Below are 22,065 nucleotides of genomic sequence, written 5' to 3' on the forward strand. Positions count from 1 at the left end.
GTGATCGGCTCACCCTGCCCCTGCGGCTCCGACCTTGCCTACGACGCCTGCTGCGGACCGCTGCACCGCGGCGTACGTCAGGCAGCGACCGCCCTGGAGCTGATGCGCTCACGCTATGCGGCCTACGCGGTCGGCGACGTGGACTATGTCTTCCGCACCTGGCACCCGCGCACCCGGCCGGCCGACCTTGCCCTCGAGGGCGGACCGTCCTGGACCGGTCTGACCATCGAGGGGTACGGCGAGGATTGGGTCGAGTTCACCGCTCGGTGGCTCGACCACGGGGCGACCGGGCAGCTGCACGAGCGCAGCCGGTTCGACCGTCGCGCGGGCCGCTGGTTCTACCTCGACGGCGAGATCTCCTGATCCAGCGCGATCACGCGGTCGACCCGGTCGAGCCCGGCCTCGGCGTGGGTGATCCACACGACCGCACGGTGGTCGTGGTCGAGCACCTCGGCCGCGAGGGCGTGCGCGGTCCCTGCGTCGAGGTGGGCCGTCGGCTCGTCGAGCACCAGCACGGGCTGGTCGGCGAGCAGGCTGCGGGCGATCGCCAGCCTTGCCCGTTCGCCGCCCGAGACGGCCGCGTTCCCGTCGCCGAGGTGGGTCTGTAGACCCGCCGGAAGCGCGTCGACCCACTCCCCCAGGTGCGCCTGGCGCAGTGCCTGCTCGACCTCCTCGTCGCTGCAGCCGGGCCTGGCGAACCTGATGTTCTCGGCCAGCGTCGAGGTGAAGACGTACGGGTCGTCGTCGACCAGGCCGACCCGCGCGCGGACCGAGGCTGCGGCCAGGTCGCGGTAGTCGGTGCCGTCGAGGGCGACACCACCGGCGTCCGGATCCAGGAACCGCAGCAGCAGGGCCGCGAGCGTGCTCTTTCCCGAGCCGGAGGGACCGACCACCGCCACGCTGTCGCCTGGCTCGAGGCGCAACGCGGGCAGCTCACGGTCGCGAGCCCGAAGCGCGGCGGCCGTGATCGTGCTGCCCTCGGGCAGCGGCTCGGGGGTGGCGCTCTCGCTGATCGCCGGTGGCTGGTCGGTCAGCTCCCGCAGTCGCGCTGCAGCGGCGGCGCCCCGTGCGGAGGCCGCGCCGGCGTCGGCGAGGGTGGTGCCCGCCTCGGCGAGGGCGAGCGGCAACAGCAGTAGCAAGGTGAGCACGGGGCCACTCAGCTCCCCGGACGCGACCTGCCCGCGCAGCAGCAGCGCGATCGCCGCGACGCCGATGCCGGCACCGGCCAGCACCAAGGCACGGGCGCCACCGAGCCAGACGGCAGCCGTCCCGGTCGCGGCGGCCGAGTCCCTGCCGGCACGCGTCACCGCGTCGACGGCCCGCTCCTGGGCACCCCACATCCGCAGCTCGTCGGCGGTCTGGGCGACCTCCACCACAGCCTCGGAGAGCACGGCTCGCGCCGCCACCGCCCGTTCCTCGGCGCGCGCGGCACCGGCCCGGGCCAGCGCGAAGGCAGCGGCTGCCACCAGCGCACCGAAGGCCACCGCCACACCGGCGCTCGGACGGATCAGCGCGGCGCACAGAGTCGTGAGCAGCGCTGTCACGACGTACGACCGGACGGGCAGGCGCACCCGCAGCTCGGTGTCCAGGACCGCATCGACGTCGTCGACCACAGCGGCAAGTACGTCGCCGCGCCGCCTGCCGAGCCGACCAGGCACCAGCGGCACCAACGCGTCGTAGACCGCCACCCGCCGCTGCGCCAGCAGTCGTAGCGCACGGTCATGGGAGCTCAGCCGCTCCAGGTAGCGCAGTCCGGGTCGAGCCAGGCCGAACGTCCTGACCGCCACCATCGCCACCGTCAGCGTCAGGATCGCGGGCCGAGCATCAGCCCGCACGATCAGCCAACCCGCCGTCGCCGTCAGCGCGATGCCACACACCGACGCCAGACCCCCCAGCACAGCTGCCCCCCACCCGCTGCCAACCCGCCGGGCGCGGCCCCGGTCCGCCGGTCGTCGCCCGCGGGGGTGCCGCGCGGGCGCGGCCGCAGCCGGAGCGGAGGCGCCACGGTCCGCTGGGCGGGGCCCGAGGGGGTGCCGCGCGGGCGCTGCCGCAGCCGGAGCGGAGGCGCCACGGTCCGCTGGGCGGGGCCCGAGGGGGTGCCGCGCGGGCGCTGCCGCAGCCGGAGCGGAGGCGACGAAGGAGCCGTAGTGGAGCGAGGCCTGCCCGCCGGCGCTCCCTCGAGCCCCGCCCGGCGCCACCGACACCGAATCCGACACCGGCGACAGCTCCACAACATGATCCGCAAGCTCCACCAACGCCGGCCGATGCGCGACCACCAGCACCCCACGATCCCGCCCCCACCGCGCAACGGTGCGCGCGATGATCTGCTCGGTCGCCGGATCCAGGTGCGCGGTCGGCTCGTCGAGCAGCACCCACGGCCGTCGGGAGAGACCGATCCGCGCCAGCGCGAGTCGAGCCCGCTCCCCAGCGGAGAGGCTGTGGCCGTCCTCGGCCAGGTCGGTGTCCAGGCCGTTGGGCAGCTCCGCCACCCGGTCGGCCAGGGCCACCTCGCCCAGCTCCGCCCAGAGCTCTTCGTCGGTCGCGTCGGACCGCGCGAGCCGGAGGTTGTCGGCGATGCTGCCCGCGACGAACACCGGCCGCTGCGGGAGCAGGGCGATCCGATCGGACGGCGGGCGGCGTACGTCGCCGGAGCTGGGCTCCAGCCTGCCGGCGAGTACGTCGAGGAGGGTGGACTTGCCACACCCCGACGGACCGGTGAGGGCGGTGACGCCCCGGCTCGGGACGATCAGCGACACCGGCGCGAGCGCGGCCTGGCCTCGATCGGGATAGGTCACCGACACGGCGGTGGCGGACAACTCCGAGCCGGTCGGTACGCCGGGCGACACGTCAGGCGACCCGGCGCTCTCCGCCGCCACGGAAGGCACCGGCAGCGCCGCCGCGGCCTCGAAGGTCGCGCTCCCCTCGGCGGCGGCGTGGAACTCCGACCCTGCCCGGCGCAGCGGCCAGTAGGCCTCCGGGGCGAGCAGCAGCACGACCAGCGCGGTGTGCAGGTCGAGCCGGCCGTCGGCCAGCCGGATGCCGACGGTGACGGCCACCAGTGCCACCGAGATGGTCGCCACCAGCTCCAGGATCGCCGCGGAGGCGAATGCGACCCGCAGGGTCGCGAGATTGCGCAGCCGATAGCGGTCGGTGACCTCGGCGATCGAGGCCGACTGGGCCTCGGCCCGGCGGAAGGCGACCAGCGTCGGCAGCCCGCGCATCACGTCGAGGAAGTGCCCGGCCAGCGTCTGCAGGGCCCGCCATTGTCGCTGCGCCCGATCGCGGGTGGCCAGGCCGACCAGGATGCCGAAGACCGGGATCAGCGGCAGCGTGAGCAGCACGATCAGCCCGCTGAGGGGGTCGAGCACCGCGATCACCGCCAGCGTGATCACCGGCAGCACCACGGCCAGCACCAACGCCGGAACGTAGCGGGTCAGGTACGGCTCGGCCGCGCTCACCCCGCGGGTGGCCAGCACCGCCGCCTCCCCCGTCGAGCCCGTACGCCGCAGGTCGCGCTCGCCCAGCAGCGCGGTCACGACCCGGCGCCGCAGGCCCGCCCCGACCGCGCCGGCCGCGCGGGCGGCAGCCACGTCGCCGACCCAGCCGAGCAACCCGCGCACGGCGAAGACCGCCACCGTGACGGCCGCCCAGGAGGCGACCCGCCCCGCTGGGTCGTGGTGGATCACCGCCAGCACCAGGGCCGTCACCACGAACGCCTGGGCCACCAGCGCCGCCGCTCCGGCGACGCCGACCGCGACGACCACCGAGAGCGATCGGCGAGCGGGAGCCAGCTGCGCCCGCAGGCGCGGGTCGGAGGGTCTCAGTGGACGAGCTCCTCACTCGGGATGTGGTGCACCGACAGCCGGCGGCGGAAGACCCAGTAGGTCCAGCCCTGGTAGAGCACCACCAGCGGGGTGAAGATCACCGCGATGATGGTCATCACCCTCAGCGTGTAGTGGGTGGCCGAGGCGTTGTACACGGTCAGCGAGACCCCGTCAGCCAGCGTCGTGGGCATCACCATCGGGAAGAGCGCCTCGAACAGACCGGCCACCGCCAGCGCCAGGGCCAGGAATGTCCCTGCGAAGGCCCACCCCTCCTTGCCCAGGGTGGCGGAGAGGACCCCGCCGACCAGGCACGCGGCCGCGCCGATGAACAGGACGGCCGAGGTCAGGTCCCCGGTGTGCACCTCGACCCAGAGCAGGAAGACCACCGCTACCACCGCGGCCACGACGCCGAGGGCGATGGCCAGGCGTCGCGCCCGGTACCGGATCTCCCCGTCGGTCTTCAGCGCGATGAACATCGCGCCGTGGGTGAGGAAGAGGAACAGCGTCGTCAGGCCGCCGAGGATCCCGATCGGGTTGAGCAGGGTCCAGATCGTCCCGGTGAAGTTCATGTCTGCGTCGATCGGCACACCGCGCACGATGTTGGCGAAGGCCACACCCCACAGCACAGCCGGTACGAGCGAGCCGACCACGATGGCGCGATCCCACCAGGCCTGCCAGCTCGGGTCGGAGCGCTGGTGGCGGAACTCGAAGGCGACACCGCGCACGATCAGGGCCAGCAGGATCAGCAGCAGCGGCAGGTAGAAGCCGGAGAACAGCGTCGCGTACCACTCCGGGAAGGCCGCGAACGTCGCCCCACCGGCGGTGAGCAGCCACACCTCGTTGCCATCCCAGACCGGCCCGATGGTGTTGATCATCAGCCGGCGCTCGCGGTCGTCGCGGGCCAGCACCGGGAGCAGCATGCCGACCCCGAAGTCGAAGCCCTCGAGGACGAAGTAGCCCATCCACAGCAACGCGATGAGGCAGAACCAGACGGTGGTCAGCTCCATGTCAGTCTCCTCAGTACGCGAAGGTCAGCGGCTGGTCGTCGTCGTCGCGACCGATGTCGCGCCAACGCAGGTCCGGCGGCTCGACGTACGGGTCGGCACCCTTGCGGATGAAGTGCAGCAGCAGCTTGACCTCGACGACGGCGAGCACGGCATAGATCAGGGTGAGCCCCAGGATCGAGATCCATGCCTCTGTCGGGCTCACGTTCGGGGAGACGGCCGAGCTGGTCTGCATGAGGCCGAAGACGACCCACGGCTGGCGGCCCATCTCGGTGAAGATCCAGCCGACCGAGTTGCCGAAGAGCGCGAACAGCGGAGCCAGCACCGCGACCCAGCTGTACCAGCGCCAGGTCGGTGCTCGACCGCGCCGGGTCAGGAAGGCCAGCAGCACAGCGCCGGCGACACCGGTGGCGCCGAGCCCCATCATCCAGCGGAAGGACCAGTAGGTGACCGGGATGATCGGGGTGTAGTCGCCGGGACCGAACTTCTGCTCGTACTGCTTCTGCAGGTCGTTGATGCCCTGCACCTTCTCGTTGAAGTGCCCGGTCGCGAGGAACGAGAGCAGGCAGGGCACCTCGACGGCGAACTTCTTGTGCTTGCCGTCGCGCGTCCCGATGGTGAAGACCGAGAACGGCGCACAGGTGTCGGAGGTATCCCAGAGCGCCTCGGCGGAGGCCATCTTCATCGGCTGTACGTCGGTCATGATCTTGCCCTGGATGTCACCGGTGAACGCGACCCCGACGAACGCCAGGACCGCCACGACCGCGCCGAGCCGGATGCCGCGGCCGTACAGGACCCGGTCGCCCTCGGCCTGCTCCCCCGCCTCCTTGGCCCGGCGACCGTAGAGCCAGCCGCAGACCGCCACCAGGAAGACAGCCGCCGTCATGTAGGAGGCGAGCACCACGTGCGGGAAGGTGCCCAGCTGGACCTTGTTGAACATGACCGCCCAGAAGTCGGTCAGCTCTGCCCTGCCGGTGGCCTTGTTGTAGACGTAGCCGACCGGGTGCTGCATCCAGGAGTTGGCCGCCAGGATGAACCAGGACGACGCCAGCGTGCCGAAGTGCACGATCCACATGAAGGACACGTGCAGCTTCCGCGGCACCTTGTCCCAGCCGAAGATCCAGAGTCCGATGAAGGTGGACTCCAAGAAGAACGCCAGCAGCGCCTCCATCGCGAGTGGCGCGCCGAAGACGTCGCCCACGAAGCGGGAGTAGTCCGACCAGTTCATGCCGAACTGGAACTCCTGCACGATGCCGGTCACCACCCCCATCGCGATGTTGATGAGGAAGAGCTTGCCGATGAACTTCGTCAGCCGCAGCCAGTCGTCGCGACCGGTGCGCAGCCACATCGTCTCCATCAGGGCGACCAGGGCGCTGAGGCCGATCGTCAGGGGGACGAACAGGAAGTGGTAGACGGTGATGATGCCGAACTGCCACCGAGCGATGTCGAGGACGCTATCCACAGTCCCGACGATCCTCCTCCGTCCCTGAAATTCTCAAACGCGGCGCTCGTGAATAAATTCACAAGAGCCGCGTCTGAGCGTGGATCGAGGATTTCGGGCGGTCCCGGAGGCCGGGTCAGGCCCCGCTGAGGAAGCTCAGCAGGTCCCCCCGCGTCAGTACGCCGACGGGCTTGCCGTCCTCGTGCACGAGGACGGCGTCCGAGCCTTCCAGGAGCTGCACCGCGGCCTGGGTGTCCTCGGTGGCGCCGATCGTGGGCAGCGGCGCGCTCATGTGCTGCTCGACCGGGTCGGTGAGGTGCGCGTCCCCGGCGAACAGCGCGTCGAGCAGGCTCCGCTCCGAGACCGAGCCGGCGACCTCCGCGGCGACGATCGGCGGCTCGGCACGCACGACCGGCATCTGGCTGACGCCGTACTCGCGCAGGATGTGGATCGCCTCCGCCACCGTCTCGCTCGGGTGGGTGTGCACCAGCGCCGGGAGCGCGCCGGACTTGCCCCGGAGAACGTCCCCGATCGTCTGGCTGGCCTGGTCGGCACCGGTCGGGAAGCCGTACTGCGCCAGCCAGTCGTCGTTGAAGACCTTCGTCAGGTAGCCGCGGCCCGAGTCAGGCAGCAGCACCACGATCACCGCGTCATGCTCGCCGGCCTCGGCGAGCTCGTGGGCGAGCTGCTTGGCGGCGTAGGCAGCCATCCCGCTCGAACCGCCGACCAGGAGCGCCTCCTCGCGGGCCAGCCGCCGGGTGAAGGCGAAGGAGTCGGCATCGGAGACCTCGATGATCCGGTCGGCGATGTCGCGGTCGTAGGTCTCCGGCCAGAAGTCCTCGCCCACGCCCTCGACCAGGTAGGGCCGGCCCGTGCCGCCGCTGTAGACACTGCCCGCCGGGTCGGCGCCGATGACCTGGACGCCTGAGTCCTGCTCCTTCAGGTAGCGGCCGATGCCGCTGATCGTGCCGCCGGTTCCGACGCCGGCCACGAAGTGGGTGATCCGACCCTCGGTCTGCTTCCAGATCTCGGGACCGGTGGTCTCGTAGTGCGAGCGCGGGTTGTGCGGGTTGGAGTACTGGTCGGGCTTCCAGGCGCCGGGTTGCGAGGCGAGACGGTCGCTGACGTTGTAGTAGGAGTCGGGGTGCTCTGGCGGGACGGCCGTCGGGCAGACCACCACCTCGGCGCCGTACGCCTTGAGCACGTTGCGCTTGTCCTCGCTGACCTTGTCCGGGCAGACGAAGACGCACTTGTAGCCCTTGCGCTGGGCCACCATCGCCAGACCGACGCCGGTGTTGCCCGAGGTCGGCTCCACGATGGTGCCACCGGGCTGCAGCGCACCGGAGGCCTCGGCGGCCTCGATCATCCGGGTGGCGATCCGGTCCTTCACCGAGCCGCCGGGGTTGAGGTATTCCACCTTGGCCAGGACGATCGGTCCCTGCTTCGGCAATCCGTCCAGTGAGCGATCGAGCCTCAGCAGCGGGGTGTTGCCGATGAGGTCGAGCAGCGAGTCCACGTACTCCATGGCGCCACCGTATGCGATCCAGCGCGACCGGCGGGCACGCCGGCACTCGATCGCACGCGACGAGTGGCCGGGGCGCGCACCGGCCGCCGCCGGCATTTCGTAGGGTTGGCTCGTGACGCGAGCAGGAGGACGATCACGCACCGCGCTGCGGATCGGCAGTTGGCTGGCAGCCGCCGGCGGCGTAGCCGTCGGGGTGATCGCCGCCGAGGCCAAGTTCGCGCACGCGACCATCAACGCCGTCGACCTGATCCCGCCGCCCGACCCCACCGGCACGTACGGCGCCGACGGGCCGCGCGCGGAGGAGCCGCCGATCACTGTTGCCGTGCTCGGCGACTCCAGCGCCGCGGGCTACGGGCTCGAGGTCGCCGCGCAGACACCCGGTGCGCTGGTCGGCCAGGGTGTCGCGGACTGGTCGGGACGCAAGATCCTGCTGCGTGACCTGGCCGTGGTGGGCGCCGTCTCCGCCGAGCTCGACGAGCAGGTGGATCGCGCGCTCGCGCTCGACGCCGATGTCGCGATCATCCTGATCGGCGCCAACGACGTGGTCCGGATGGTGCGACCCACCGTCGCCGTCTCGCACCTGGTGCGGGCCGTCGAGCGGCTGCGCGCCGGCGGGGTCGCGGTGCTGGTCGGCACCGTGCCCGATCTCGGCTCGATCAAGCCGATCCTGCCGCCGCTGCGGCACATCGCCCGTGCCTGGTCGCGGCGGATCGCCGCCGAGCAGACCATCCGGGTGGTGCGCGCCGGCGGGCGGACGGTCTCGCTCGCCGACATCCTGGGTCCGGAGTTCACCGCGGACCGGGACTTCTTCTTCGGCCCGGACAGGTTCCACCCCTCCGTCGCGGGCTACGCCGCGCTGGCCGAGGTGCTGCTGCCCTCGACCCTGGCGGCGCTGGGGTTGCTCGGTGACGAGCAGGCCGAGCTGGCGACCTACCGTGGCCAGCCGGCCCTGCCGATCGCCGCCGCCACGCTGCGAGCCGTCAACGTCCCCGGTACCGAGCTCGGCTCGGTACCGAAGCCACGAGGCCGCCTGGGACGGCTCTGGGTGAGCGTCGCCAGGCGGCCTCGGGCTCGCCGGTCGGGTTGATCAGCGGTTCGTCACGATGGCCAGGATGCGCAGCAGGTTGGTGTAGATCCAGACCAGGCTGACCGTGATCGCGAACGCCGCGCGCCAGGACTCGCGCTCCGGCAGGCCGTTGCGGACGCCCTGCTCGACGAAGTCGAAGTCCATCACGAGCATGAAGACGCCGAGCGCCAGGCCGATCATCGCGGTGAGCAGGCCGAGCGCGCCGAAGCCGAACAGCCCCAGGCTCGACCCGAACAGGCCGAGGACCAGCTCGAGCACCGCGAGGCCGATCATGCCCAGGACGGCACCCATCACCATCGTGCGGAACTTGTTGCCGACCTTGATGTCGAAGTACTTGTATGCCGCCAGCGTGCCGGCGAAGGCGGCGAAGGTGCCCAGGACGGCGCCGGTGACGACGCCACTGCCGAACTGCGCGTCGAAGGCCTTGCTCAGCGCGCCGAGCGCGACGCCCTCGAAGGCGGCGAACACGAGCACCAGCGCCGGGCTGATGATCTTCTTGAACGAGTTGACCATCGAGAGCACGAAGGCGCCGAGGCTGCCGATCATGGCGGCGCTGTAGACGGCGCTGAGACCCTCGTTCGTCGTGATCGAGGGCGTCATCACCCATGTCAGGGCGGCGGCCACGATCACGACGACCAGGCTGATGCCGGTCCGCTGCACGACGGTGTCGATCGTCATCGGGCCGGTGGTGCGCGTCGGCGCACTCGGAGCGCCCGGCGTGCCGACGCTCCAGGTGGACGGGTCGCTGCCGTAACCGGAGTGACCCGCGCCGTTCCCGGCGTACGTCGCGTTGCCGTAGGCGTTGTAGCCGGACTTGAACTCATCCGAGTTGCGGAACACCGGGTTGTTGCTTGGCATGGTCTCTCCTTGGAGGCCGGTGGCTGTCATCGCCCTGACAACAGCCTGACAGCACCATCCTAGGTGCCGTCAGTGTGTTGAACGATCGGCCGAGCCGGCTCGTTCCCGCCGCGCCCAAGCTCGAAGATGTCGGTCGAAGGACCCCGCCACTGACCTTGCAGCCGGTAGCCGAGTCGCTGGAGCAGGGGCAGGTCGGCGTTACCGTGTGCCGTCAGCGGCAGGGCCGCGTCCGTGACCACGAAGAGCCTGCTGCCGGGTGCGGCGTGACGCAGCCGGTCCGCGACCCGCGCCAGCGGATAGTCACGACCCCACAGGCTGCGGTTCTGGGCCGCGGTGAGATGGGCGGTGACGTCATCGAGCCCGTTGACCGCGTCAGGGTAGGCGATCGCCAGCTTGGCGGTGGTGACCGTGCGGCGACCCAGCAGGTCGAGGTAGGCGATGTCATCGCCTGGCCGTGCGTGCAGGCGGAGGTACGCCGCGGCAGGTCCCCAGTCGGATGCCTTCTTCGCGGCGCTGCCGCGCAGCACACCGAGGATGGGCACCGCCAGCGCGATCAGTAGCACCCCGGCCGCCAGGCGTTGCCAGGACAGCCGCAGCCGGGCGATCACCGCACCGAGCAGCAGCGCCAGCGCGGGTGCGGTGAAGGTCGGGTAGCGGGGGCTGTAGAGCGGCTTGATCGCGTAGGTGTAGCCGAGGATGAGGATCGTCGGCACGACCAGCCAGGGCACCGCGACGGCGAGGAGTCGGCGGTCCGGGCGCCACCGGCCGGCCAGGGCGACGGCGACCAGGGTCCAGGTGAGGGCGGCGAGCGCGACCGCTGCCATCGTCCAGCCGATGCCCGGTCGCAGAGTCTGCGCATGGGTCGGGAGCTCGCCGGTGAAGAACTGCTGCACCGCGACCTGCATCAGCGTCGCCCTCAGCGGCGGAGCGTGGTGGAAGGGCAGCTGCCACTGCTCGTGACGGGCCAGCACCACCAGCGGTGCGAGCAGCACCGTCACCGCGACGAGCGCGATCGACACCGGCCGCAGCTTGCCGCGCTGCAGCAGGACGACGGTGAGCAGATGGGCCACCCCGAGCAGCAGGACATAGACGAAGAGCGTGCTGGCCGCGAGGAGCGCGACGGCGTACCGCGCCCAACGCCAGGCCCCTCCGCGCCGCACGGCGGCGAGCAGCGCCAACGTCACCCAGACCGCAGCTGCCAGGTCGAACGCGTAGGAGCGCGCCTCCCCGCCAGCCCAGAACACCCGAGGGATGAGCGCCAGGGCGAGCCCGGAGAACAGGCCCGTACGCCGGTCGACGAGCAGCGTGCCCAGCCGCACGACGCCGGCCGCGCCCGCGCCGACCGCGAGCGCCGACGGCAGTCGCAGCATGGTCGCGCTGCGGCCTGCGAGCGCGATCCAGTAGTGCATGCCCAGGTAGTACGCGCCGTGCACGGCGTCGATCCTGGTGATCAGCGCCCACCAGGCCGAGACGCTGCGGGTGGCGCCGGAGACGGTCGCCGCCTCGTCGGTCCAGATCGACGGGTGGCCGATCCGGATCAGGCTCACGGAGGCCGCCAGCAGGCCGACCAGCACGGGGGCGATCGCGGAGGAGCGCCGCGAGGCCGGGCCGGGGCGGGTCGGCCTCGCGGGCGGTGACACGACGGTGGTGCCCATGTCAGGGACCGTAGGACCGTCCCCATGACCGCAACCGCACCATCGGCCGGCGGGCCTCAGCGGCAGCCGGTCCGGCGCTCGTCGGGCTACCTGGCGGGGGCTGGCTCCCGAGCGACGAGCAACGCTCCTGCGCCCGTGGGGGCGAGTGCCTCGGTGACCCGGGGGTCCGCAGCGACAACGGCTCGGAAGTCGCGCACCTGGTCCGCGTGGGAGATCACGTTGTCCACCACCAGCAGGCCCCCGGGCCGGAGGGTCCGGACGAGGTCGGGCCAGTAGTCGGGATACGCCGGCCGCTCAGCATCGAGGAAGATCAGGTCCCACGCCTCGGCAGGCGAGTCGGCCAGCACGCGGGCCGCGTCGTCGACGGTCAGCCCGACCAAGCTCTCGAGGCCGGCACGGTCGAGGTTGGCGGCAGCGAGGCGACTGCGGTCGGGGTCGATGTCGACGCTGGTCACCCGACCCCCGGTGGCTCGAGCGGCGTCGGCCAACCACAGCGTCGAGTAGCCGTTGGAGGTGCCCAGCTCCAGGATCGCCCGAGCACGGGTGGCGCGGACGAGGACCGCGAGCAGACGGGCGGTGTCGGGCTCGACGTTGCGCAGCCGGTCGAACCGGTCGGGCTTGGTCGCGTCATGCTCGATCCCCTCGCGATGCAATGCGTCGAGGAGCGTGTCCAGGTCATCGTCCATGCGTGCTCATCCCCCGTGTCGAAGTGTCAACGCCCAGAGATTGACCTGCCGGGACCGCCCTGGGCAAGTCGATTCGGACCGCGTCATGAAGCCGGGCTGCGACCGTCTTGTGACGGGGAAGTCTACGGCTGCCGACGCCTGTCCCCCCGTGACGACGCCAGGTCAACAGACGAGGACCCGAGATCCGATGCGTACTCCAACCGCTCTCCCCCACACGACTCACCGACTCGGCACCCGCCTGTTCCTCGTGGTCGCAGCCGCGCTGCTCGCGGCCCTCGGCGCTATCGGTGTGGCGACAGCGACGAAGGCAGACGCTGCGGCCATCCCGGATGCCATCACCTCGGTGGATCTGACCAGTGGACCGGGCCCGTATGCCACCGGGTCGACCATCAGCTTCTCCGGGACCTGGAGCGTGCCCGACGGATCGAGCCCCGGCGACACCTTCACCTTCAACTCCCGCCCGAGCTGTCCTGGTCCGGAGCAACCACGTTCGACCTCGAGGACGACAACGGGAACGTCGTGGCCACCGCGAGCGTGAGCGCCTCCGGCGCAGTCACCTTCACCCTGACCCCGTACGTGGCCGACCACCCGAACGACATCGGCGGCACCTTCACGTTCGACACCCAGTACTCCGCACAGCAGACGACGTCCGGACCCCACACCCTCGACTTCACCGTCGGCACCACCGCGGTGCCGGTGACCATCACCACCACGGGACCGAACGGCTTCTGCACCGTCAACTGCGACGGCAGCGTTCCCTCCGACCTGCAGCACCCGTTCAAGGCCATGCTGTTCACCGACGCTCAGCAGACGAGGACCCGTTCCTACATCGCGGGCAACGTGGGCACCGCTGACTCCAACACCGTCACCATCACCGACGTCCCCGGCCCGGGGCTTGCGATCGACTGCACGTCCATCGACCCGGAGGTCGGGCACTACGTCAGCGCATGGGCCGACATCATCGCGCCCACCGACACCGCCATGTACACCCCGGTCGTCGCCTGCGAGGCCGACTCCCTGACCGTGACGTGGACCGGCCTGCCCGCCCACGAGAACGTCGGTGTCTACCTGCAAACCGCTATCACCGACCAGGGACTCGCCAGCTACTCCAACACCGGGACCTTCGTCGTCAACGGTACGAACACCCCGGTGTCCGCGACGATCACCCGCTCCTCCGCATCCGGGACGGGAAGCGGCACCGGGACCAGCGCCACCCCGACGCCGACGCCGACCCCGACCAACACGGCCACCCCCAGCTCGACTGACACCCCGACTCCGAGTGACACCCCGACTCCCAGCGACACCCCAACCCCGAGTGACACCCCAACCCCGAGTGACAACCCAACCCCGAGTGACACCCCAACGCCCAGTGACACCCCAACCCCGAGTGGCAACCCCAGCGACTCGCCGACGCCGGCCACCGCATCCACTCCTGCGGCGCCGAGCAAGGCCTCGACCGACACTCCGACGAATGCGGAGCTCAGCGCCTCGTCCAGCAGTTCTGCGACGGCGACCGCAGCCGGACCCGCGGTCAACACCGGCGGGTACGTCGCGCCGGGCGCACACCTGGGCGTGACCATCGGGCTCGGGGCCATCGGCCTGCTCGTCCTCAGCGGGGCGTGCGTGGTTGCCTGGCCCCTGCAGCGGCGCCGAGGACAGCAGTGAGGCACGCCGCCGTTCGTGGGTCCCGGCGACGGTGGCTGCTGCTCGGCTCCATCCTCGCCGGGAGTGCGCTCGTCACCGGAGCGGCCGTCTCTCTCGTGACGACGGCGACCGACCACCCCGCCGGCCCGGTCGACATGACGGGACACCGCGTGCAGGTGGACGCCGGTACGACGCTGTCACCCCGCGCCCAGAAGGCGATGCACGCGGTCGCTGACACCGGCACGCGGTTCCTGGTCCCCTCGGTCGGGCTGGACGTGCCCCTCGGCGCGCTCGACGTCGTCGACAACACCATCACCCCACCCGGGGTGGCCTCCGTCTACTGGGTGCGCAACCTGGGGGTCAGCCTCGCCGACGCTCGCCAGGGAACCGTCTTCCTCGCCACCCACTCCATGCGAGGCGGCGCAGTCGCTCCGGGCAACTACCTGATCAACGTGGCCGAGGGCACCTCAGCGCTCTCCGCCGGAGCCAAGATCGTCGTCGGTGGACTCACCTACACCGTCACCAGCACGCAGGCGATCACAAAGGCCCAGGTCCCCCACGATGCGGCGCTGTGGGCGAACACACCCGGCCGGCTCGTGGTCATCACCTGTCTCGAGGTTCCGGCCGGGACCGACCCCGTCGAGAACATGGTCATCACCGCCTCGCTCACCTAGCCGGCATCGGCACCTGGCACCCGCCCCCGGTGCCGTGCTCGTACGTCGTGCCCCCGGTGGGGGTCGAACCCACACTGAACCGCTTTTAAGGCGGCTTCCTCTGCCGATTGGGATACAGGGGCTCGCGGCCACCCGATCGACGTCGCGCTGAGCGCCGATCGCGTGTCCGCGGGCCGTGGGGGCGCGTCGTGCACGCGCCCCCACGGGGGGTCATTCGACCCGTTTCTCCGACGTGGACCCACCGGCGCCCTCGGCGTCGTCCGCGTTCTCGGCGCCGTCACCCTCGCCAGCGACCGCCTCGGTGTCGGCGAGCGTCTCGAGCGGGTCGGTGAGCGGGTCGGGCTTGTCCGCGGGCTCGATGTCGGCGGCCTCCACCTTCGGGGGCTCACTGGGCTTGAACTCCGGCGCCGAGACCGGGTCCGTCTCAGCCACCTCGACCGCCTCCTCCGGCACCTCGGGCGTCACGAGCTCGTCCGACTTGTGCAGGTGCTCACTGACGGCAGACGATGCCGATGTCGCCGCGGAGGAGACCGTCGCCGCGACCGGCCCGGCCTTCTCCGAGGCCGTGGCGAGGGCCGACTGCACTCGCGGGTCATGGGTGACCTTGGCAGCCGCCGACTTCACCTGGTCGGACTTGAACTTGACCACGTAGGCCACGCCGGCGGCGAGCGCCGCCAGCAGGATGAGCTTCTTCACGCTTGGAACCTCCACGAGAGTGATCGATCCGTTGTCGCCCTCAGTCTGTAGTGGACCAGGCGATCCCGTCGAGGATGTCCGATTCCGAGACGATGAGGTGCGCGACTCCGGTACGGCGCAGTACCCGGCTGAGGATCAATCCACCCGCGGCGATCACGTCCGCCCGGCCCGGATGCATCCAACGCAGCGAGCGGCGCTCCGCGACACTCATCGCCACCAGCCGCTGGACGAGCTCCTCGAGCTGCTCGACCGGCACCTGCAGCTGGTCGGTGGCCGCCCGGTCGTAGGCCTCGAGGTCGAGGATGCCGGCGGCCAGCTGGGTGACGGTCCCGGCGATGCCGACCACCGTCCTGGCGATGCTCGGGTCGACCGGGCACGCATCCAGCGCGGCGTCGATGTCGCGCACGCACGCCGCGACCTCCTCGGCCGTCGGCGGGTCCGAGCGCAGATGGCGCTCGTGCAGGCGCACCGAGCCGATCTGCATGGAGTACGCCGCATCCGGGCCGGACTCCAGCGAGGCACCCTCGATCAGCTCGGTGGAGCCGCCGCCGATGTCGACCACGATGACCGGCTGCACCGGTCGCGCGCGCAGGTTGCGCACGCAGCCGTCGAAGGCCAGCGCCGCTTCCTCGGTGCCAGGCACCACCTCGGGCTCGACACCGAGCCGCTCGCGGACGCCATCGACGAAGACCTGCGCGTTGCTCGCGTCACGGGTCGCCGAGGTCGCGACGAACCGGATCCGGCCGCCCTCGTCGGGGGTCGCACGGTGCTCGCGGATCAGCGCGGCGTACTCGTCGATCGCCTCGAACGTCCGCTCCAGCGCATCGGGGCGCAGCTCGCCGGTGGCATCGACGCCCTGGCCCAGCCGCACCATCCGCGCCTCACGGACGAGGTCCTCCAAGCCGTCTGCGGTGACGCTCGCGATCAGGAGCTTGATCGTGTTGGTGCCGCAGTCGATCGCGGCGACCCTGCGAGACGCTCGTTCCTCAGGGACCGCCGGCGTGCTCACGCCTGTGCGCTCTCCGGCCCGACCGGTGCTACGTCGACGCACGGACCCGATGCCCACCACGCGCCCACCATCTCGAGCACCTCGTCGCCGAGCGGGTTGGCCCCCGGACCCTGGGCCAGCGCCTGACCGGCGAGCACGTGCAGGCACTTGACCCGCTCCGGCATGCCACCGGCGGAGATGCCGGCGATCTCCGGTACGTCCAGGCCGGCCGCCTCGCCGATCGCCGTCCGCGCGGCGAGGTAGGCCTCGTGCGCACGCTGGTAGGCGGCCTTCAGGTCGGGGTCGGCTGCCAGCCGGCCCTCCATCTCCTTCATCACGCCGTCGCCCTCGAGCCGGCCGATGCGCGAGGCCGCGCGGGGGCAGGTGAGGTAGTAGGTGGTCGGGAACGGGGTGCCGTCCGGCAGCCGCGGCTCCGTGGTGACCACGTCCGGCAGTGAGCAGGGGCAGCGATGACCGATCTCGTGGATCCCGCGCGGCACCCGGCCGAGCTGCGCGGCGATGGCCGCCTCGTCAGCGGGGTCGATGGGCACTACTTGCTTCCGATCTTGGTCGCCGGCGGTGTGCCGGTGTTCTTGGGTGGGTTGCCGGCGATGAGGTCGCTGCTCCAGACATCGCTCCACCAGGCGGTGGGCTTCTCGGCCTTGCCGACGCTCTCCGGGGAGCTGAGCTTGCCGGCCGGCTTGATCGGCTGACCGTTCGCGTCCAGGGCAACGTACGCCGTCTGGCCGGGCATCACGTAGCTGAAGTTCTCCCGGGCCTGCTGCTCCAGGTACGCCGGGTCGTTCCAGCGATCCTTCTGGTCCTGCAGGTCGGTGATCGCCTTCTCCCGCTGAGCGATCTGCGACTTGAGCGACTCGATGTCGTGCCGCTGCTGCAGGTAGGCCTTGAGCGAGGAGGCGTAGGAGACGACCAGCACCGCCAGGACGAGGACGAAGACCGCCATCCTGCCGGTCACCCGCGGCCGGGGCAGCGCCTTCGCCGAGCGCTCAGGAGCGGCGGCCGGGGTCCGCGGCTGGCTGCCGGTATCGCTGCCGGCCCCGCCGGGGCCGAGCGGGCGACCCGGCCGTGGGGCGGAGCCGCGACCGGGGCCGGTACGACCCCGGGGCCCCTCCCCACGGGTAGGACGACGATCTGCTGGCACCCGGTCATTCTGCCCGGGGCAGGCAGTGGATCAGCGCACGAAACGCGGGAAGGCGGCAGCTCCCGCATAGCGAGCCGCGTCACCCAGCTCGTCCTCGATCCGGAGCAGCTGGTTGTACTTCGCCACCCGGTCCGAGCGCGCGGGCGCACCGGTCTTGATCTGACCGCAGTTCGTCGCGACCGCGAGGTCGGCGATGGTGGTGTCCTCGGTCTCGCCGGAGCGGTGCGACATCATGTTGCTGAAGCCGCTGCGGTGGGCGAGCTCGACCGCGTCGAGGGTCTCGGTGAGGGAGCCGATCTGGTTGACCTTGACCAGCATGGAGTTCGCCTGGCCGCCGGCGATGCCGCGCCGCAGACGCTCGACATTGGTCACGAAGAGGTCGTCGCCGACCAGCTGGACCTTGTCGCCGAGCTCGTCGGTGATGGTCTTCCAGCCGTCCCAGTCCTCCTCGTCGAGCGGGTCCTCGATGGAGACGATCGGGTACGCCGCGCAGAGCTCGGCGTAGTAGGCGGACATCTCCGCACTGGTCTTCTTGGCGCCCTCGAAGACGTAGGCACCGTCGGAGTAGAACTCCGAGGCGGCGACGTCCATCGCCAGCGCGATGTCGGTGCCCAGGGTGTAGCCGGCCTTGGCGACGGCCTCGGCGATCAGGTCGAGCGCGGCCCGGTTGGACTCGAGGTTGGGGGCGAAGCCGCCCTCGTCGCCGAGGCCGGTGGACAGGCCCTTCTCCTTGAGCACGGACTTGAGCGCGTGGTAGACCTCCGCGCCGTAGCGCAGGGCCTCGCGGAAGGTGGGCGCACCGATCGGGGCGATCATGAACTCCTGGACGTCCACGTTCGAGTCGGCGTGGGCGCCGCCGTTGAGGATGTTCATCATCGGGACGGGCAGCACGTGGGCGTTGTTGCCGCCGACGTACTTGTACAGCGGGAGGCCGGCGCTGTCGGCGGCCGCACGGGCGACCGCCAGGCTCACGCCGAGGATCGCGTTGGCACCGAGGTTGGCCTTGTTCGGCGTACCGTCGGCGGCCAGCATCGCCTGGTCGATCTCGCGCTGGTCGGAGGCGTCCATCCCGACGATGGCGTCCGAGAGTGTCTCCACCACGGCGGCGACGGCGTTCTCCACACCCTTGCCGCCATAGCGGGTGTCACCATCGCGCAGCTCGACGGCCTCGAAGGCGCCGGTGGAGGCGCCGGAAGGGACCGCCGCGCGGGCGAAGGTGCCGTCCTCGAGAAGGACCTCGACCTCGACCGTGGGGTTGCCACGGGAATCGAGGATCTCGCGTGCTCCGACTGCTTCGATGGCTGCCACTGTGTGCTCCTGGGTAGAGGACCGAACGTGCGGCAGCAGCCTAGTGGTCGCTGGTGACGCGGACCGGATCACCCTCGGTCGTGCAGGCGGCCGGGAGGTTGTGCTCGGCCCACTGGGTGAGCGCGTGCAGGGCGGGTAGCAGCGCCGTACCGGCGTCGGTGAGCCGGTAGGAGACCGCCACAGGCGGGCCCGGATCGACCTCGCGCCCGAGCAGACCGGCGTGGCCGAGCTCGGTCAGCCGCTCGGAGAGCATCGAGTCGGAGATGCCGGCGACGGCGCGCTTGAGCTCGGCGAAGCCCATCGGGCCCTCGCCGAGGCTGGCGAGCAGCACGCCGTTCCAGCGCTTGCCGAGGAAGCCGAATGCACGGGTCAGCGCTGCATTGCAGGCGCGTGGCTCGTGGTCGGTCATGTGAGCCACTCTACCTGGTATCCCCCGATTCCCGGTGTTACTCTTTTTTTCGTAGCAACGGGAATAGTCCTAGCAACCCAGGAGTTAAGAGCAGCATGACCGACACGATCACTCTCGAGAAGCTTGACGAGAAGGGCCGCCAGATCGTCTTCACCGGCGCCCGCACCTCCAACTCCTTCGCTGACACCCCGGTGTCCGACGACGAGCTGCGCGACATCTGGGAGATGACCCGCTTCACGCCCACCATGGCCAACACCCAGCCGCTGCGCGTGGTCTTCGTCCGCACGGCCGAGGGCAAGGAGCGCCTGCTCCCCCACATCGCCGAGGGCAACGCCGCCAAGACCGCCGCCGCGCCGGTCACCGCGATCCTCGCCTATGACAAGAACTGGCACGAGGAGATCCCCAACGTCTTCCCGATCCGCCCGGAGATGAAGGACTACTTCGCCGCGGACGAGGACGCCCGCCACGGCGCCGGCTACCACTCGGCCGCGCTGCAGGAGGGTGCGTTCATCCTCGCCACCCGTGCCGCCGGCCTGGCCGCCGGCCCGATCGCCGGCTACGACAAGGACGGCATCGACAAGGAGTTCTTCCCCGAGGGCGAGTGGACGACCGTGATGGTCGTCAACATCGGCCACCCGGGCGAGAGCCCGTGGTTCGACCGGCTGCCCCGCGTCGCGGCCGAGAACGCCGTCGTCTGGGCCTGATCCTCGCGCTGCGGTTTTGACCCCCAGGGGTCAAAACCGCACGTTGTTGGGCAATGTTTTGCCCCCCAACATTCGGGACTGACCCCCAGGGGTCAGTCCCGAATGGCGCGTTCGGCGGCCTTCGCCGCCTGCCACTGCGCCTCGATCTCCTCGATCGTGTACGGACCGCCGGCCGCAACCGCAGGGTCGAAGACGTGGGGGTTGCGGCGCACCATCTTCGCGTGCAGCCCGGCGATCACGTCGTCCATGCTGAACTCGCCGTTCTCCTCGGCGATCGCCGCGTGGAAGTAGATCTGCAGCAGCAGGTCGCCGAGCTCCTCGCACAGGTGCTGCGGATCGCCCTCGCCGATCGCCTCCAGCACCTCATCGCTCTCCTCGCGCAGGTACGGCGCCAGCGAGTCGTGGGTCTGCTGCGCCTTCCAAGCACACCGCTCCCGCATCACCCGCATGGTGCCGAGGAACTCGACCAGCCCCTCGCCACGCGCCTCGCTCACAGCGCTCCCGCGTGATGCAGCAACTGCCGCAACAACGCACCCCGTCCACCCTCGAGGTCGGCGGCGACCTCGTCCTCGACTGCTTCCTCGGGCGTGAGCCAGGTGATCTCCAACGCATCCTGACGCGGCTGGCACTCCCCCGTGACCGGTACGACGTATGCGAGCGCCACCGCGTGCTGCCGCGGGTCGCTGAGCCGTTCACCCGGCCAGGGGAAGTACTCGGCGACCGCAGCCGGCACGATCGCCGTCGGTAGCACCGGGAACGCGGTCGGTCCCAGATCCTTCTCCAGGTGCCGCATCAGGGCGTCGCGGACCCGCTCGCCGTGCAGCACCCGTCCCGAGACCAGCGACCGGTTGATCGCGCCCGTCAGTGGCGAGCTGCGCAGCAGCAGGCCGACCTCCGTCAGCCGGCCGCTGTGATCGACCCGGACGGGGAGCGCCTCGACGTACAGGATCGGGAGCCGACCTCGTGCCTCGGCGAGCTCCTCCTCCGAGAGCCATCCCTGCTGGCGCTCGCGTGGCGGCTGCCACCGAGGCTCCTCGCCGAATGACTCCTCGCCGAACGCCTCCATCGTCATGGCTTGATCCTGCCAGGCTTCGACAACGTCGTCGGCCCGGACCTCACCACTCGAGCGGGTCCCGGACGATCGGGCACGTCATGCAGTGCCCGCCGCCGCGACCGCGCCCGAGCTCGGCGCCCACGATCGTGATCACCTCGATGCCCGCCTTGCGCAGCAGCGTGTTGGCGGTGGTGTTGCGGTCGTAGGTGATGACCACCCCCGGCTCCAGCGCGACGGCGTTGTTGCCGCTGTCCCACTGCTGCCGCTCGGAGGTGTAGACGTCGCCCCCGATCTCGATGGTGCGCAGGGCGTCCAGGTTGAGCGACTTCGCCACCACGTCGACGAACCGGGTGCTCCCGTTGTCGATCACCTCCACGCCGGGGGCCTTGTCGCTGGGCACCAGCGTGAACGGGTGGATGTTGTCGACGATCTGCGGATAGATCGTGACGATGTCGCGGTCGGCGAAGGTCATCACCGTGTCGAGGTGCATCGCCGCGCGCAGCTTCGGCATGCCGGCGATGACGACCTTGTCGGCCGCGCCCTGCTCGAAGAGCGAGGCCGCGACCTGGGTGATGGCGTGCCGCGAGGTGCGCTCGCTCATCCCCATCAGCACCACGCCGTTGCCCACCGGCATGATGTCGCCGCCCTCGAAGCTGGCCATCCCCCATTCCTTCTCCGGGTCGCCCCACCAGACCTTGGAGCCGACGTAGTCGGGGTGGAAGGAGTAGATCGCCTTGTAGATCAGCGTCTCGTCCTTGCGGGCCGGCCAGTAGAGCGGGTTCATCGTCAGGCCGCCGTAGAGCCAGCAGGTGGTGTCGCGGGTGTAGAGCGTGTTGGGCAGCGGCGGCATGAGGTACTCCCGCGAGCCGGTCGACTCGCGCGCCAGCGTGACGTAGCCGGAACGGAAGTCCTCGGGCAGGTCGTTGACCGCCATCCCCCCGATCAGGAACTCGGCGAGCTGCCGGCTCTCCAGGGACTCGAGGAACGCGCGGGTCCCGTCCACGAGGCCCAGGCCGACGTGGTTGGGCTCGATCTTGCGGTCGAGCAGCCAGTCCCGAGCACCCGGTACGTCGAGGGTCTCGGCCAGCAGCGCGTGCAGCTCGACCACGTCGACGCCGCGCTGGACCATCTTGTTGACGAAGTCGGCGTGGTCGCGCTGGGCGTTCTCGACCCAGAGCACGTCGTCGAAGAGCAGCTCGTCATTGTTGCTCGGCGTGAGCCGGCGGTGGGCGAGGCCGGGAGCGCAGACCAACACCTTGCGCAGCTTGCCGACCTCGGAGTGGACGCCGTAGGTCGAGGAGACAGACCCGGATACGGACCCGGATGTGGACTCGGTCATCACATTG

21 protein-coding genes and 1 tRNA gene are annotated in these 22,065 nt (G+C 70.7%); 5 read left to right on the top strand and 17 right to left on the bottom strand.

Features of this window, described 5'->3' with window-relative positions; all coding sequences use genetic code 11:
* The gene (locus H036_RS0117815; protein WP_017936168.1) at positions 1-363 is read left to right on the top strand and encodes a YchJ family protein; all 363 of its coding nucleotides are present in this window, start codon (positions 1-3) and stop codon (positions 361-363) included.
* Here the strand turns inward: H036_RS0117815 and cydD are convergent.
* The 4 genes from cydD to H036_RS0117835 all read right to left on the bottom strand — a co-directional run bounded on the left by cydD (position 339) and on the right by H036_RS0117835 (position 7,794).
* Positions 339-3,824, bottom strand: a complete 3,486-nt coding sequence (gene cydD / locus H036_RS26010; RefSeq protein ID WP_081615610.1) for a thiol reductant ABC exporter subunit CydD — start codon at positions 3,822-3,824, stop codon at positions 339-341. The two genes, H036_RS0117815 and cydD, sit on opposite strands and share 25 nt — an antisense overlap.
* Positions 3,821-4,831: a cytochrome d ubiquinol oxidase subunit II gene (gene cydB, locus H036_RS0117825; protein WP_017936170.1), complete on the bottom strand. Its 1,011-nt coding sequence runs from the start codon at positions 4,829-4,831 to the stop codon at positions 3,821-3,823. The genes cydD and cydB overlap by 4 nt, the downstream gene beginning before the upstream one ends.
* Before the next feature lie 10 nt (positions 4,832-4,841).
* Positions 4,842-6,290, bottom strand: coding sequence for a cytochrome ubiquinol oxidase subunit I (locus H036_RS0117830; RefSeq protein WP_017936171.1), 1,449 nt, complete (start codon positions 6,288-6,290; stop codon positions 4,842-4,844).
* A 115-nt stretch (positions 6,291-6,405) separates the two neighbouring features.
* Positions 6,406-7,794: a cystathionine beta-synthase gene (locus H036_RS0117835; protein ID WP_026146146.1), complete on the bottom strand. Its 1,389-nt coding sequence runs from the start codon at positions 7,792-7,794 to the stop codon at positions 6,406-6,408.
* A gap of 112 nt (positions 7,795-7,906) precedes the next feature.
* Here H036_RS0117835 and H036_RS0117840 point away from each other — a divergent pair, with 112 nt between their 5' ends.
* Entirely contained in the window at positions 7,907-8,881 is a 975-nt protein-coding gene (locus H036_RS0117840; protein WP_017936173.1) for an SGNH/GDSL hydrolase family protein, read from the top strand.
* Here H036_RS0117840 and H036_RS0117845 read toward each other — a convergent pair whose 3' ends face one another.
* The 3 genes from H036_RS0117845 to H036_RS0117855 all read right to left on the bottom strand — a co-directional run bounded on the left by H036_RS0117845 (position 8,882) and on the right by H036_RS0117855 (position 12,080).
* Complete coding sequence (locus H036_RS0117845; RefSeq protein WP_017936174.1) at positions 8,882-9,739, bottom strand: Bax inhibitor-1/YccA family protein; 858 nt, start codon at positions 9,737-9,739, stop codon at positions 8,882-8,884.
* 59 nt (positions 9,740-9,798) lie between these two features.
* A complete protein-coding gene (locus H036_RS23515; protein ID WP_017936175.1) occupies positions 9,799-11,394 on the bottom strand; it encodes a glycosyltransferase family 39 protein in 1,596 nt (531 codons plus the stop codon).
* Between the two features lie 86 nt (positions 11,395-11,480).
* On the bottom strand, positions 11,481-12,080 hold the full coding sequence (locus H036_RS0117855; protein WP_017936176.1) for an O-methyltransferase: 600 nt from the start codon (positions 12,078-12,080) through the stop codon (positions 11,481-11,483).
* Here H036_RS0117855 and H036_RS25545 point away from each other — a divergent pair.
* Positions 12,042-13,745, top strand: coding sequence for an Ig-like domain-containing protein (locus H036_RS25545; RefSeq protein WP_232421907.1), 1,704 nt, complete (start codon positions 12,042-12,044; stop codon positions 13,743-13,745). The two genes, H036_RS0117855 and H036_RS25545, sit on opposite strands and share 39 nt — an antisense overlap.
* Entirely contained in the window at positions 13,742-14,398 is a 657-nt protein-coding gene (locus H036_RS0117865) for a class F sortase (RefSeq protein WP_017936177.1), read from the top strand. Before H036_RS25545 ends, H036_RS0117865 begins: the two co-directional genes overlap by 4 nt.
* A gap of 48 nt (positions 14,399-14,446) precedes the next feature.
* On the opposite strand, the gene H036_RS0117870 is transcribed toward H036_RS0117865, so the two are convergent.
* The 7 genes from H036_RS0117870 to H036_RS23525 form a co-directional block, all read right to left on the bottom strand.
* Positions 14,447-14,520 (bottom strand) — tRNA-Leu (locus H036_RS0117870).
* Between the two features lie 88 nt (positions 14,521-14,608).
* Positions 14,609-15,094, bottom strand: coding sequence for a hypothetical protein (locus tag H036_RS0117875; RefSeq protein WP_017936178.1), 486 nt, complete (start codon positions 15,092-15,094; stop codon positions 14,609-14,611).
* Between the two features lie 40 nt (positions 15,095-15,134).
* On the bottom strand, positions 15,135-16,103 hold the full coding sequence (locus H036_RS0117880; protein WP_017936179.1) for a Ppx/GppA phosphatase family protein: 969 nt from the start codon (positions 16,101-16,103) through the stop codon (positions 15,135-15,137).
* Positions 16,100-16,633 (bottom strand): DUF501 domain-containing protein, encoded by a 534-nt coding sequence (locus tag H036_RS0117885; RefSeq protein WP_017936180.1) that lies wholly within the window; start codon positions 16,631-16,633, stop codon positions 16,100-16,102. The genes H036_RS0117880 and H036_RS0117885 overlap by 4 nt, the downstream gene beginning before the upstream one ends.
* Positions 16,633-17,244, bottom strand: coding sequence for an FtsB family cell division protein (locus tag H036_RS0117890; RefSeq protein WP_081615613.1), 612 nt, complete (start codon positions 17,242-17,244; stop codon positions 16,633-16,635). The genes H036_RS0117885 and H036_RS0117890 overlap by 1 nt, the downstream gene beginning before the upstream one ends.
* 30 nt (positions 17,245-17,274) lie before the next feature.
* Entirely contained in the window at positions 17,275-18,552 is a 1,278-nt protein-coding gene (eno, locus tag H036_RS0117895; protein ID WP_017936182.1) for a phosphopyruvate hydratase, read from the bottom strand.
* Positions 18,553-18,592: 40 nt separating this feature from the next.
* Complete coding sequence (locus H036_RS23525; protein WP_017936183.1) at positions 18,593-18,961, bottom strand: winged helix-turn-helix transcriptional regulator; 369 nt, start codon at positions 18,959-18,961, stop codon at positions 18,593-18,595.
* Between the two features lie 95 nt (positions 18,962-19,056).
* Here H036_RS23525 and H036_RS0117905 point away from each other — a divergent pair, with 95 nt between their 5' ends.
* Positions 19,057-19,665 carry a malonic semialdehyde reductase gene (locus H036_RS0117905; protein ID WP_017936184.1) on the top strand — a complete coding sequence of 203 codons (609 nt, stop codon included), beginning with the start codon at positions 19,057-19,059 and terminating at the stop codon, positions 19,663-19,665.
* Between the two features lie 92 nt (positions 19,666-19,757).
* On the opposite strand, the gene H036_RS23530 is transcribed toward H036_RS0117905, so the two are convergent.
* Genes H036_RS23530 through H036_RS0117920 form a run of 3 tightly spaced genes read right to left on the bottom strand, consistent with a single transcriptional unit; the run spans position 19,758 to position 22,058 of the window.
* Positions 19,758-20,159 (bottom strand): MazG nucleotide pyrophosphohydrolase domain-containing protein, encoded by a 402-nt coding sequence (locus H036_RS23530; protein WP_017936185.1) that lies wholly within the window; start codon positions 20,157-20,159, stop codon positions 19,758-19,760.
* Positions 20,156-20,737 carry a DUF4916 domain-containing protein gene (locus H036_RS0117915; RefSeq protein WP_017936186.1) on the bottom strand — a complete coding sequence of 194 codons (582 nt, stop codon included), beginning with the start codon at positions 20,735-20,737 and terminating at the stop codon, positions 20,156-20,158. Before H036_RS0117915 ends, H036_RS23530 begins: the two co-directional genes overlap by 4 nt.
* 43 nt (positions 20,738-20,780) lie before the next feature.
* Positions 20,781-22,058: an arginine deiminase gene (locus H036_RS0117920; protein ID WP_017936187.1), complete on the bottom strand. Its 1,278-nt coding sequence runs from the start codon at positions 22,056-22,058 to the stop codon at positions 20,781-20,783.
* Between the last annotated feature and the right edge of the window lie 7 nt (positions 22,059-22,065).

It is taken from the genome of Nocardioides sp. Iso805N, assembly GCF_000364605.1.
Classification (GTDB): Bacteria; Actinomycetota; Actinomycetes; order Propionibacteriales; family Nocardioidaceae; genus Nocardioides.